We start from the raw sequence: 12,733 nt of genomic DNA on the forward strand, positions 1-12,733 counted from the left end.
ACATGGTCACACCCACGCCCGAGTCCGCGGGCACACCCACGCCCGAGTCGGCGAGCACGCCCACGGCCGGGACGTCGATCACGCCCACGCCGCCGATCACGGCCGCGTACGGCACCTGGCCGTCGCCCGTCGACGCCGCTCTCGCCGCCGCCCACGACGGCCGCCCCGAGTACGTGGGCGCCGTCGGCGACGAGCTGTGGTGGACCGCGCCGCGACCCGCGGAGGGCGGCAGACGCGCCCTCGTCCGGCTGCGCGCCGACGGAGCGGAGGAGAGCGTGCTCCCGGCGCCGTGGAACGTCCGCAGCCGGGTCATCGAGTACGGCGGCCGGCCCTGGGCCGCGATCGAGCGCCCCCGGGGCGGACCGCTCGTCGTCTTCAGCCACTTCCCCGACCAGCGCCTGTACGCGTACGAGCCGGAGGCCGGGACGGACGCCGGGCCCCGACCGCTCACCCCCGTCTCCGGCGTCGGCGGCGGGCTGCGCTGGGTGGACCCGGTGATCCACCCGGACCGGGGCGAGGTGTGGGCCGTCCTGGAGGAGTTCACCGGGCCGGGTCCGACCGATGTGCGCCGGGTGCTCGCCGCCGTGCCACTGGACGGATCGGCCGCCGATGACCGTACCGCCGTCCGTGAACTCTCCGACGGAACGCACCGGTTCGTGACCGGCCCGCGGCTCTCCCCGGACGGGCGCCGGGCGGCCTGGATCGCCTGGGACCACCCCGGGATGCCCTGGGACGGCACCGAGGTCCTGCTCGCCGACGTCGCCTCCGACGGCACCTTCCACGGGGCCCGGACCGTCGCCGGTGGCCCCGCCGAGTCGATCCCGCAGGTCGCCTGGGACGCCGCGGGCCGACTGCTCTTCGCGAGCGACCGCACCGGCTGGTGGAACCTCTACCGGGCCGAGGTCGACACCGACGGGGGCGTGCGCGAACCGGTCGCGCTCCGCCCCCGCGACGAGGAGTTCGCCGGACCGCTCTGGAAGGTCGGGCTGAACTGGTTCACGCCCCTGGAGGACGGTCTCGTCGCCGTCGTCCACGGCAAGGGCACCACCACCCTCGGGGTGCTCGATCCCGGGAGCGGCTCCCTCGTCGACATCGCCGGCCCCTGGACCGAATGGGCCGCCACCCTCACCGCGCTCGGCTCACGGGTCGTCGGCGTCGCGGCCGGACCGCGCAGCGCCTACGAGGTCGTCGAGCTGGACACCCGCACCGGCCGTACACGCGTGGTCGGCGCCGCGCACACGGACGCCGTCGACCCGGCGTACTACCCCGAGCCCCGGATCCGCACCTTCACCGGCCCCGGCGGACGCGAGATCCACGCGCAGGTGTACCCGCCGCACCACCCCGGGTTCACCGGCCCCGCCGGCGAGCTGCCGCCGTACGTGATCTGGGCGCACGGCGGGCCCACCGGGCACGCACCGCTCGTCCTGGACCTGGAGATCGCCTACTTCACCTCGCGCGGGATCGGCGTCGCCGAGGTCAACTACGGCGGATCGACCGGGTACGGCAGGGAGTACCGGGAGAGGCTGCGCGAGCAGTGGGGCGTCGTCGACGTCGAGGACTGCGCGGCCGTCGCGGCGGCGCTCGCCGCCGAGGGCACCGCCGACCCGGACCGGCTCGCCGTACGCGGCGGCAGCGCCGGCGGCTGGACGGCGGCGGCCTCCCTCGTCAGCACCGACGTGTACGCCTGCGGCACGATCATCTATCCCATCCTCGACCTGCGGGGCTGGGCCACCGGCGAGACCCACGACTTTGAATCCCAGTACCTCCACGGCCTCGTCGGCCCGCTCGACGAGGTACCCGCCCGCTACGAGGAACGCTCGCCCATCGAGCACGTCGACCGGGTCACGACCCCCTTCCTGCTGCTCCAGGGGCTCGACGACGTCATCTGCCCGCCCGCCCAGGCCGAGCGCTTCCTCGCGCGGATGGCCGGCCGTGGCGTCCCGCACGCCTACCTCGCCTTCGCCGGGGAGGGGCACGGCTTCCGCAAGGCCGACACGATGGTCCGCGCCCTGGAGGCGGAACTCGCCCTGTACGTACGGACCTTCGGCCTCGCCCGTACCGACGTCCCCGACCTGGAGCTCCGCGCGTGAACCCGATCGTCCCGCACGCCACCGTCGAACCCCTGACCCGGGCCGCACGCCTCCGGCCAGGCGCGCGGGTCGCCGTCGTCGCCCCCAGCGGACCCGTGCCCGAGGAGCGTCTCCGGGCCGGTCTCGACATCCTGCGCGGCTGGGGCCTGGAGCCGGTGGTCGCCCCGCACGTCCTGGACACCCACCCCACGCTGGGCTACCTCGCGGGCGCAGACCGGGCGAGGGCCCGCGACCTGACGGAGGCCTGGTGCGACCCCTCGGTCTCGGCGGTGATCTGCGCCCGCGGAGGCTACGGGGTGCAGCGCATGGTGGACCTCGTCGACTGGGCGGCGGTCCGGGCGGCCGGACCCAAGGTGTTCGTCGGCTACAGCGACGTCACCGCCCTGCACGAGGCCTTCGCCGTCCGTCTCGGCCTGGCCACGCTGCACGGACCGATGGTCGCCGCGGCCACGTTCCTGTCGGACCGGCGCACCCAGGAGTCCCTGCGGGCCACCCTGTTCGAGCCGGAGACGGTACGGACGCTCGGCCTGGAGACGGCACGGACCGTGGCCCCCGGGAAGGCCCGGGGAGTCACGCTCGGCGGCTGCCTCAGCCTGCTCGCCGCCGACCTCGGCACGCCGCACGGCAGGCCCTCGGCCCGTGGCGGACTGCTCCTCCTGGAGGACGTGGGGGAGGAGCCGTACCGGCTCGACCGCGTCCTCACTCAACTGCTGCGCTCCGGATGGCTGGACGGCGTCGCGGGCATCGGCCTGGGCTCGTGGGAGGAGTGCGGTCCGTACGAGGAGGTGCGCGCGGTCCTCGTCGACCGGCTGGGCGGCCTCGGCATACCCGTCGTGGAGGAACTGGGCTTCGGGCACAGCGCCACGGCGCTGACGGTCCCGCTGGGAGTGCCCGGCGTGCTGGACGCGGAGGCGTGCGCGCTGACCCTGGACGCGCCGGCGCTGGTCTGAGGCGTCCGGCCCGGGTGAACGGCCGGTAGACCGAACTTCACTGAATCTTCGTCAGCAACTTCGGCGCCCGTATTGACGCTGTGCTTACACGTGTCACAACATGGGCGCGGCCCCACTTACTTACCGGTAGGTAAGCGGTTGGCGGGGCCACTCATGCGTCCTTGGTGTGGAGGCCCCCCGTGTCCCGTGCTCTGCCCAGATCCCGCAAGATCCTCGCTCTGATCGCCGGTACGGCGATGGCGGCACCGCTCGCCCTCGCCGGTCCGGTGAGTGCCGCCGAACCCGGCGCGTTCACCGTCACCCCGCTCACGTTCACCGTCGACGCCGGTGGTCGCACCTGCACCGTCGAGGCCGATCTCTACCGGCCCGCCGGGGTCGACGCCGCCAGTCCGGCCCCCGCGATCCTCGCCACCAACGGCTTCGGCGGCAGCAAGGCGGACGGCCAGACCGACGTCCTCGGCAAGGCCTTCGCGGCCCGCGGCTACGTCGGCCTCGTCTACTCCGGGCTCGGCTTCGGCAAGTCCGGCTGCCTGATCTCCCTCGACGACCCGGCCATCGACGGACAGGCCGCGGCCCGGCTCGTCGACTTCCTCGCCGGCACCCGCGCCGCCGACGACGGCACCCGCGTCGACTACGTCACCAAGGACGGGGCCGGAGACCCCCGGGTCGGCATGATCGGCGGCTCCTACGGCGGCGCCGTCCAGCTGGCCGCCGCCTCCGTGGACCCCCGGCTCGACGCCCTCGTCCCCCTGATCACCTGGAACGACCTGGCCTACGCCCTGGCCCCCAACGGGGCCGACCGCGCCACCCCCGGCGTCTTCAAGTGGCAGTGGTCCAACGGCTTCTACCTGATGGGGGAGGGCCAGACCCTGCTCTCGCCCTCGCTCGACCCGAGCCGGATCAACTCCCTGAACTGCCTGCACTTCGTCACCAGCGCCTGCGACACCGTCCGGCTCCTGAACTCCGGCGACTTCCCTGCGGCCGCCACCAAGAAGATGCTCGACTACGCCCGGAGCGTCTCCCCGGCCTCGTACCTGGACCGGGTCAAGGCGCCGACGCTGCTCATCCAGGGCCAGACCGACAGCCTCTTCAACCTCAACGAGGCCCAGGACACGTACGAGAAGCTCGAAGCGCACGGTGTCGAGACCAAGATGATCTGGCAGTCCTGGGGTCACAGCGGCGGCCTCATCAACCCCATCGACGGTGAACTCGACCTCGCCAAGGGCAACCTGGAGACGAGCTACGTCGGACAGCGCATCCTCGCCTGGTTCGACCGCTACCTGCAGGGCGACCAGAACGTGGACACCGGCGCCGAGTTCGCCTACTACCGCGACTGGCAGAGCGGCTACGGCACCGCCTCCACCGTTCCCGCGCTCAGCCAGAAGCTGTACCTGTCCGGCGACGGCAAGCTCGTCGACAACCGGTCCAAGGTCGCCCTCGGCCTGCGGGGATACAGCAACTGGCTGATCCCGACGAGCCACTCCGAGGTCTCGCTGGCCGGCCTGATCGGGCTCCCCGACGCCCCGCTCTCCGACACCGAGGGCACCTACCTCGGCTGGACGAGCGCGCCGCTGGCCGCCCCGGTCGACGTCGTCGGCTCACCCAAGGCCACGCTCAAGGTCATCTCCCCGAGCGCGGAGCTCGTCCAGAACTCCGGGGACGCCGCCGACAAGCTGGTGCTCTTCGCCAAGGTCTACGACATCGCGCCGGACGGCAAGAAGACCCTGGTCAACAAGCTCGTCGCGCCGGTCCGGGTGCCGGACGTGACGCGCCCGTTCACGGTCGAGCTGCCGGGCATCGTGCACCGCTACGAGACCGGCCACCGCATGGAGTTCGTGATCGCGGCCAGCGACTCGGCCTACTTCGGCAACCGGGGCATCAAGCCCGTGGTCGTCACCAGCACCCCCGACGACACGGGGACGCTGGAGCTGCCGATCGTCGCCGGCAGGGTCGGCTAGGGCCTGTCTGAGCCGCGGCGTCGGACACGACCTAGACGGTGTCGGGAAGCGGGGCCTTGTCGGGCTTGCCCTGGGTCCCGTCGGCCGAGTCGTGGCTTGAGCGGCGGGTGCGCTCCGCCCATGCGGCCACCGGCGGGCCTGCCGCGCCCAGAGCCGCGAAGAAGACGCCGAGCAGCAGCCAGCCCGCGTGTCCCAGCCCGAGGACCGCTGTCGTGAGGATCAACGGAGCCAGGGCCTGTCCGGCGTCGAAGCCGATGCCGAAGAAGCCCTGGTACTGCCCCTGGGCGTGGTCGGGGGCGAGACCGAAGCCGAGCGCGAAGCCGCCCGAGGACTCCCATACCTCTCCGAGGCTGTGCACGCACACGGCGAGGATGGCGAGTCCCGGCGCGACCCAGGCCGGGACGTCCGCGGTCAGGGCCATCAAGGGGCAGCTGATCAGGAAGAGCAGCCCGGCGAAGCGGAACGCCCGGCCGCCCTGGCGCGGTGTCTCCACCCGGGAGCCGATCCTGCTCTGGAGCAGCACGCATACCCCGCTGTTGACCGCGTAGACCGCCGCCACGGTCCAGCGGGGCGCGTCGGTGTGGGCGGAGAGCCAGATCGGCAGCAGCAGGGAGACGGTCTGGTACTGCAGGCCCATGGCGCCGTAGAGCGCGACGAAGCACACGTACGGCCGGTCGGCCAGGACGGCCCAGCGGTGGTGTTCCTTGGGCCGGGGCAGGGGCTGGTAGTTCGGGACGCCCATCAGGGCGATCAGGCCGGCGCCGGCGAAGCTTGCGGCGTTGGCGAGGATGAGCACGGTGTATGCCGAGCGGGTGTCGACCGAGACGGCGAAGGCGGCGCCGAGGGTGCCCAGGACCACGCCGAGGTTGACGAACGTGCGGAGTTTCGCCCTGAAGGCGGCCGGGCGTTCACCGCCGGTGCGGGCGATGAGCCCACCGCCCGCGGCGCCGGCCGCCGTCGCCGCCAGCCGGTCCAGGGTGGCGATGAGCGTGAACGTGAGCCAGTCGGTGATGAAGACGAACGCGGCCATCGTCACGGCCTGCATCGCGAGGGCGGTCAGCCAGACCGTGCGCGGTCCGTACCGGTCGGCCAGATTCCCTGCCGGGATACCGGCCAGCAGCCCGGTCAGCCCGGCGATCGTGAGGCCGACGCCGACCTGTGCGGCGGGAAGATGCACCACCAGCGTGAAGTAGAGCACCGCGGCGGTGTTGAACAGCCCGTTGCCCACCCGGCTGACGAAGCTCGCGAGGATGAGAGCGCGCTGCGGACCGGCCGGCCCCAGCACGTGGGATATCCGCGGCCTGGTGCTCTTCCCGATCATGCGCGTCAGGCTAACAGCGGCCCCGAGGGCACCCTCCGCCCGGCCCGCCCGGGTGTCCCGACAGGCCGAGCGGCAGGACTCGCGCTAGAGCGAGGCGTACCCGGGGCGGACGACCTCGTCGATCAGCCGCCGCCGCTCCGGCAGCGGCAGGAAGGCCGCGTCCAGGGCCGCCACCGTGAACTCCTCGAACACCTCGGGGCCGTAGCCGAAGGCGTCCACCATGTGCTGGAACTCCTCGCTCATGGTGGTGCCGGAGACCAGGCGGTTGTCGGTGTTGAGCGTGATCCGGAAGCCGAGGCGGCGCAGCTCGTCGATCGGGTGCGAGGCGTAGTCCTTGGCGGCACCGGTCTGGAGGTTGGATGTCGGGCAGACCTCCAGGGCGATGCGGTTGTCCCGGACGTACGAGGCGAGCCGGCCCAGGGTGCCGTCCTCGGCTATGTCGTCCGTGATGCGCACGCCGTGGCCGATCCGCTCCGTGCCGCAGACCTGCACGGCCTCGTGGATGGACTCCGCGCCGACGGCCTCTCCCGCGTGGATCGTGAAGTGGCAGTTCTCCCGCTTCAGGTGCTGGAAGGCGGGGAGGTGGCGGGCCGGCGGGTTGCCGATCTCGCCGCCGGCGATGTCGAAGCCCGCGACGCCGTTGTCCCGGTGGGCGACCGTGAGCTGGGCGATCTCCAGCGAGCGGTCCGTGTGGCGCATGCCGGTGAGGAGCGTGCGGACCGTGATCCGGCCTCCGGAGCGGCGCTCGCCCTCACGGAAGCCGTCGTTGACGGCCTCGACCACCTCGTCGAGGGTGAGGCCGCCCTCCAGGTGCTGCTCGGGGGCGTACCGGATCTCGGCGTAGACGACACCGTCCGCAGCGAGGTCCTCGGCGCACTCGGCCGCGATGCGGGTCAGCGCCTCGCGGGTCTGCATCACCGCGCAGGTGTGGGCGAAGGTCTCCAGGTACCGCTCCAGCGAGCCGGAGTCGGCGGCGTCCCGGAACCAGACCGCGAGCTCGGCCGGGTCCTCGGTCGGCAGCGCGGTGTAGCCGCACTCCCGCGCCAGTTCGACGATCGTCGAGGGGCGCAGTCCACCGTCGAGGTGGTCGTGGAGAACGGCCTTGGGGGCCCGGCGGATCCACTCGGAGACGGTGGCGGCGGCAGGCGTGGCAGGGTTGTCAGACAAGTGCATGGCGGGGAAGTGTACGCCACGGCCGCCGGGAGCGCGCCGACGGCAGCGGGGGAGGGCGCCGGAAGCAGCGGGGGAGGGCGCCGGAGGGGCGGTACGCCCTAGTGGGACTGGAGTACCGGCAGGGCCGGGGTGCCCGTCGGGAGCATGTGTTTGGCGGCCAGGATCGGGGTCTCCCCGACCCGTACGACCTGGGTGATCAGCACGGCGGGGGTGTCCGCCGGGCGGCCGAGCTGGTCTCCGCGCCGCCGGCCCAGCAGCGTCGCGGTGATGCCGCTGTGCGCGCTCAGGGCCGTCTCGCGGGACGCCCCGACGAGGACCGCGAGCATCGAGACGGCGGGGCCGGGCCCACCGGCCTTCGCGCGGACGTCCTGCGCCGTCGCCCGCAGCGCGCGGGCGAACTCGGGGTGTGCCCGGTCGAGGACGTCGTCGGCCGCCGCCCACTCGTGGCTCAGCGCCGCCGTCGTACCCTCTCCCGTCAGCACGGACTCCCAGAACCGCAGTTCGGCGCGGGCCGGGGCGAGCAGGTGCTGTGTGGTGAAGTCGGTGGGCTCCTCGACGGTCCGCAGCAGCGCCCGCACCCGCAGGGGGCTGCCCGCGCCGATCAGCTCCTCCAGCGGCTGGACGTGCTCGAAGCCCCGGCGCGGTGGCCGGTCGTTGACGGTCCGGCCGACCCCTCGGCGTACCGTCAGCAGGCCGTCCTCCTGGAGCAGCAGGAGCGCCTCGCGCAGGGCGGGCCGGCTCACGCCCAGTTCGGTGGCGAGCTTCGGTTCGGAGGGGAGTGTCGAGCCCGGCGGGTAGGTGCCGTCGTGGACGGCGTCCGCGATCCGCTCGTAGAGCGCCACGACCGGCCGTCGCCGCTGCCCGCTGACCGCCACGGCCGCCTCCTCGTCTGGATCTCCGCCGGTGTCCGGGACCACGGTAGCCGCCCACGTTGTCTGACAAGTCACCCGTACGGCTCTCCTCACCGTCACGGTGAGGCCCCGATCACCCCATTCTGGTCCCACGGCTGGTCCCACGGCACGGGCCGGGTAGGGCCGACGGGTACGACCGACGGGCACCACCGACGGCACGACGGAGGAGAGGGCCGGGCATGAGTCCCAAGGAGACGTCAGGGGCATCCCGCACGGGCACGTCCCGGTTCAGCGGAGCCTTCACCCCGGGCCGGATCGCGATGACGGTGGTCGCGGTCCTCACCCTGGTCTTCATCTTCGAGAACACCCGGGAGGTCAGGATCCGGATCCTGATCCCCGAGGTATCCATGCCGCTCTACCTGGCGCTCCTGGCGACCGCCGTCCTCGGTGCCGCCTGTGGCTACTACGCCGCGGCCAGGAGGCAGAAGTGAGGCGGGCCGCCGTCGTGGGCGCGACCGCCGTCCTCGCGCTCGCGGCCGTCGCCGTCACCTCGTCCGAGGAGTCCGCCGTGCCCGGCGAGGAGGGAGGGACGCGCCCGATGCCGGACTTCCTGGGCGGCCGGCTGTGGCGGGTCTTCACCGGGCTCGATCCCCGCACCCGCCTCGACGTCCATGACGTGAGCGGGCGGGACCGGCGGGTGCTGTGGCCGCCGAACTGGCGGGTGTGCACGCAGTACCCGGCGGTGGGTACGACCCTGGACCGGCGGACCACCGTCATGATCGGAGTCGTACGCCGGGGCGAGACCTGCCCGCCCCGGGTCCGCACCGCCCGCCGCTGAGCCCTGCGGCACCGCCCCGGTCCACCGCGGGCCGGGCCGGTGCCGGATCAGGGGGGCGCCGGGGTACCGGTGGCCCTAATCTGGGCCCATGCCCGACGATGGTGGACGCCTTCTCGCCGCCGGGCCCCGCGTGGGCCTGCGCCCCTTCTCGCTGGACGACGCCGACGAGTTCACCGCCCGCGCCCGGGAGAGCCGTGAGCTCCACCGGCCCTGGCTGTTCCCGCCGTGCACCCCCGAGGCGTACGCGGGCTACGCGGGCGCGCTCATCGAGGACCCGGCGCGCGCCGGGTTCCTGGTGTGCGAGCACCCCAGGAATCCCGAGCACCCCAGGAATCCCGCAGACCCCGAGTACACCGAGCACCCCGAGCACCCCGAGCACCCCGACCACGCCGAGCGCGGCCGGATCGCCGGTTTCGTCAATATCAACAACATCGTGCGCGGCGCCTTCCGCAGCGGGGCCATCGGCTACGGCGCCTTCGCGCACGCCGCCGGGCGCGGACTGCTCACCGAGGCCCTCGGGCTGCTCGTCACGTACGCCTTCGGGCCGCTGGAGCTGCACCGCCTGGAGGCGAACATCCAGCCGGGCAACATCGCCTCCCGCGCCCTCGTCCGCCGCGCGGGCTTCCGCCTGGAGGGCTTCTCTCCCGCGATGCTGTTCGTCGACGGGGCCTGGCGGGACCACGAGCGCTGGGCGATCACCGCACCCGAGCCGCGCCGGGGGGCCGGTCAGCGCTTGTAGTTGATCTTCATGGTGTCGAGATCGGTCACGGTCGAGCGCAGTCCCTTGTACCCGTGGCCGAGCTCCTCGAGAGCGGTCTCCACCCGGTCCTCCGCGAGCGCGCCCGCCATCTCCTCGCCGTCCGCCGCGTCGGAGACGACGACCAGGCGGTACGAGAAGTGCTTCAGCGTCCGGTCGTAGGTCAGCGAGCCCTCCTCCGTGAACTGCATCGCGGTCAGTCCGTGCGCGTCCACCTCGGCGAGCAGCCGGGTCCGGCTGTCCTCCGACAGGCCGTCGAACGTTCCGCGCACGATGACCCGGTAGGTGTGCTGCGTGCCCATGCCTCGTACTCCCTGTGCCACTGTTCCCCGGCCACCACGACGGGACCGACCCTCCACGGTACGGCGGCGGCCCCCGCACCGCCCGGAATATCCGGGCCCCCCTACGCCCGCGCCGGTACCCCCACCCTCCCGAAGCGTGGCGCGAGAGCCCCTGGTCAGGACGGGCCCCGGCGTGTTCCATGGGTGAATGACGACCGTACGACGTGCCGTACTGACGCTGCCCGCGGCCCTGTTGGGCCCGGACAACCCCCTGCCCGCCCTGCGCACCCACGACGGGACGCACGCGGTCGACGACCAGACCCTCGCGGAACTCCCGCGCGACATGGCCCGGGGCATCGGCCGCGCCCCGCTGCGCAGCCTGCTCCCGACTCCCGTACGCGACGGCTACGGGCGCGAGCGCACGCCCACCGACCTCGACGCGATCGTGATCGAGAACGACCGGCTCCGGGCCACCGTGCTGCCCGGCCTCGGTGGCCGCGTGCACTCCCTGCACCACAAGCCCACCGGGCGCGAACTCCTCTACCGCAACCCGGTGTTCCAGCCCGCGGCCTTCGCCCTCAACGGCGCCTGGTTCTCCGGTGGCATCGAGTGGAACATCGGGGCCACCGGCCACACCACCCTCTCCTGCTCGCCGCTGCACGCGGCGACAGTCCGCGCACCCGACGGCGGCCCGATGCTCCGGCTGTGGGAGTGGGAGCGGCTCCGTGACCTGCCCTTCCAGGTCGACCTCTGGCTCCCCGACGGCTCCGACTTCCTCCACGTCGGCATCCGCGTCCGCAACCCGCACGAGCGGCCCGCCCCCGTCTACTGGTGGTCCAACACCGCCGTGCCCGAGGACCGCCGGGTCCTCGCCCCCGCCGACTCGGCCTGGCACCACGGCTACGAGCGCGGTCTGCGCCGCGTCCCCGTCCCCGCGGACGAGGACGGCGCCGACCGCTCGTACCCGCTCGGCGCCGACCACGCCGCCGACTGGTTCTACGACCTGCCCGAAGGGCAGCGCCGCTGGATCGCCGCGCTCGACGCGGACGGCACCGGCCTCGTCCAGACCTCCACCGACCCGCTGCGCGGGCGCAAGCTCTTCGCGTGGGGCCGCGGGCGCGGCGGCCGGCGCTGGCAGGAGTGGCTCACCGAGCCCGGCACCCCCGGTTACGCCGAGATCCAGGCCGGTCTGGCCCGCACCCAGCTGGAGCACCTGGAGCTGCCGGGCGGCGGGGAGTTCAGCTGGCTGGAGGCGTACGGACCCCTCGTCGCCGATCCCGCCGCGGCGCTCGGCGACGACTGGGACGCGGCCCGCGCGGCAGTCGAGAGCAGCCTCGCCGGGGCGTTGCCGCGCGCCGCGGTCGACGCCGCCCACGCGGCCTGGCGCGAGCAGGCCGCCGATGCCGCGCCCGAGACCGTCCTCGCCGTCGGCTCCGGCTGGGGAGCCCTCGAAGTCCTGCGCGGACAGTACGAGTTGCCAGGCACTCCCTTCCCCGAGTCGTCACTCGGACCGGAGCAGGAACCCTGGCGGGAACTGCTGGACACCGGTGTCCTGCCGGCCCCCGAGAAGGGATCCGCGCCCGGTGCGCCGCTGGTCTCGGCCCCCTGGCGGGACATGCTGGAGACCGCCCCGGCGGACCCCTCCACCGAGTACCACCTCGGCATCGCCCAGTGGCACGCCGGAGACCGCGCGCAGGCGGTGCGGAGCTGGGAACGCGGACTGCGCGAGGCCGCCGTGCGCTGGCCCCTGCTGTACTGCCTGGCCGTCGCCGACCGGGAGGACGGGCACCCGGCACGGGCCGCCGAACGGTTCGCCGAAGCCTTCACCGACCACGCCGACCGGGCGGGGGAGGACGCGGTGGTGGCCGGCGCCCTCGGCCGCGAGGCCGTCGTCGCGCTGCTCGCCGCCGGACGGCCCGGCCGGGCCCGGGAGGCGTGGGCGCGCCTGCCGCAGGAGGTCCGGGAGAGGGGCGCCTTCCGGTTCCTGGAGGCCCGGCTGCTCCTCGCCGAAGGCAGGGCGGGCGAGGCCCGCGCCGTCTTCGACGCGGGCTTCGAGGTCGCGGACCTGAGCGAGGGGGCCGAGATCATCGGTGAGGTGTGGTCGGAGCTCACCGGTGAACACCTGCCGGACGCCTACGAGTTCAGGATGCGACCGAACTGACGCAAGGCTCCGCTCGGGGCGGTGGCTCGCTATCCTGGGCGGAGCGGTGGCGGCGGAGGAGCCGCGGCGGCGGAGGGACGGGGGTCCGGAGATGGCAGCCTGGGCGACGGCCGAGTGCCGATGCGGACACCCGCGCTTCCGGCACGCGGAGCCCCGGTTCTCGGGCGGCTGCGGTCTCTGCCGCTGCGACACGTTCGTGCTGCCGCCGCCGGAGCCGGGCTTCCTGGACCCCGAACCGGAACGACCGGAGCGCGACCGCACTCCGCATCCGGACTGCCCCCTCCAGGACCCGGACTGCAACGGGTTCCACGGCTTCCTCCTGTACTGACCGCCGTCCAGGAGGTTCGCGGCGG

General features: G+C 73.6%; 12 protein-coding genes. 8 read left to right on the forward strand and 4 right to left on the reverse strand.

The annotated features are described in order from the left end of the window. The first annotated feature begins 2 nt into the window (after window positions 1–2). From OG580_RS29760 to OG580_RS29770, 3 genes are all read left to right on the forward strand, one after another. Window positions 3–2,090 carry a prolyl oligopeptidase family serine peptidase gene (locus OG580_RS29760; RefSeq protein ID WP_267046727.1) on the forward strand — a complete coding sequence of 696 codons (2,088 nt, stop codon included), beginning with the start codon at window positions 3–5 and terminating at the stop codon, window positions 2,088–2,090. Further along, entirely contained in the window at window positions 2,087–3,040 is a 954-nt protein-coding gene (locus tag OG580_RS29765; RefSeq protein ID WP_267046728.1) for an LD-carboxypeptidase, read from the forward strand. Before OG580_RS29760 ends, OG580_RS29765 begins: the two co-directional genes overlap by 4 nt. 236 nt (window positions 3,041–3,276) lie before the next feature. Further along, complete coding sequence (locus tag OG580_RS29770; RefSeq protein ID WP_267048178.1) at window positions 3,277–4,998, forward strand: CocE/NonD family hydrolase; 1,722 nt, start codon at window positions 3,277–3,279, stop codon at window positions 4,996–4,998. 31 nt (window positions 4,999–5,029) lie between these two features. Here OG580_RS29770 and OG580_RS29775 read toward each other — a convergent pair whose 3' ends face one another. The 3 genes from OG580_RS29775 to OG580_RS29785 all read right to left on the reverse strand — a co-directional run bounded on the left by OG580_RS29775 (window position 5,030) and on the right by OG580_RS29785 (window position 8,367). Further along, window positions 5,030–6,319: an MFS transporter gene (locus OG580_RS29775; RefSeq protein WP_267046729.1), complete on the reverse strand. Its 1,290-nt coding sequence runs from the start codon at window positions 6,317–6,319 to the stop codon at window positions 5,030–5,032. 84 nt (window positions 6,320–6,403) lie between these two features. Further along, complete coding sequence (locus tag OG580_RS29780) at window positions 6,404–7,492, reverse strand: adenosine deaminase (RefSeq protein ID WP_267046730.1); 1,089 nt, start codon at window positions 7,490–7,492, stop codon at window positions 6,404–6,406. Window positions 7,493–7,590: 98 nt separating this feature from the next. After that, on the reverse strand, window positions 7,591–8,367 hold the full coding sequence (locus tag OG580_RS29785; protein ID WP_267046731.1) for a GntR family transcriptional regulator: 777 nt from the start codon (window positions 8,365–8,367) through the stop codon (window positions 7,591–7,593). 215 nt (window positions 8,368–8,582) lie between these two features. Here OG580_RS29785 and OG580_RS29790 point away from each other — a divergent pair, with 215 nt between their 5' ends. The 3 genes from OG580_RS29790 to OG580_RS29800 all read left to right on the forward strand — a co-directional run bounded on the left by OG580_RS29790 (window position 8,583) and on the right by OG580_RS29800 (window position 9,920). Continuing rightward, the gene (locus OG580_RS29790; RefSeq protein ID WP_267046732.1) at window positions 8,583–8,834 is read left to right on the forward strand and encodes a DUF1049 domain-containing protein; all 252 of its coding nucleotides are present in this window, start codon (window positions 8,583–8,585) and stop codon (window positions 8,832–8,834) included. After that, entirely contained in the window at window positions 8,831–9,181 is a 351-nt protein-coding gene (locus OG580_RS29795; protein WP_267046733.1) for a hypothetical protein, read from the forward strand. Before OG580_RS29790 ends, OG580_RS29795 begins: the two co-directional genes overlap by 4 nt. Before the next feature lie 88 nt (window positions 9,182–9,269). Then, window positions 9,270–9,920 carry a GNAT family N-acetyltransferase gene (locus OG580_RS29800; RefSeq protein ID WP_267046734.1) on the forward strand — a complete coding sequence of 217 codons (651 nt, stop codon included), beginning with the start codon at window positions 9,270–9,272 and terminating at the stop codon, window positions 9,918–9,920. Here OG580_RS29800 and OG580_RS29805 read toward each other — a convergent pair. Further along, window positions 9,908–10,240, reverse strand: a complete 333-nt coding sequence (locus OG580_RS29805) for a DUF6204 family protein (RefSeq protein ID WP_267046735.1) — start codon at window positions 10,238–10,240, stop codon at window positions 9,908–9,910. The genes OG580_RS29800 and OG580_RS29805 overlap by 13 nt on opposite strands. Before the next feature lie 187 nt (window positions 10,241–10,427). Between OG580_RS29805 and OG580_RS29810 the strand changes: the two genes are divergently transcribed. After that, the gene (locus tag OG580_RS29810) at window positions 10,428–12,380 is read left to right on the forward strand and encodes a DUF5107 domain-containing protein (RefSeq protein WP_267046736.1); all 1,953 of its coding nucleotides are present in this window, start codon (window positions 10,428–10,430) and stop codon (window positions 12,378–12,380) included. A 91-nt stretch (window positions 12,381–12,471) separates the two neighbouring features. Continuing rightward, complete coding sequence (locus OG580_RS29815) at window positions 12,472–12,708, forward strand: hypothetical protein (RefSeq protein WP_267046737.1); 237 nt, start codon at window positions 12,472–12,474, stop codon at window positions 12,706–12,708. The last annotated feature ends 25 nt before the right edge of the window (window positions 12,709–12,733 follow it).

It is taken from the genome of Streptomyces sp. NBC_00094 (assembly GCF_026343125.1).
GTDB lineage: Bacteria > Actinomycetota > Actinomycetes > Streptomycetales > Streptomycetaceae > Streptomyces.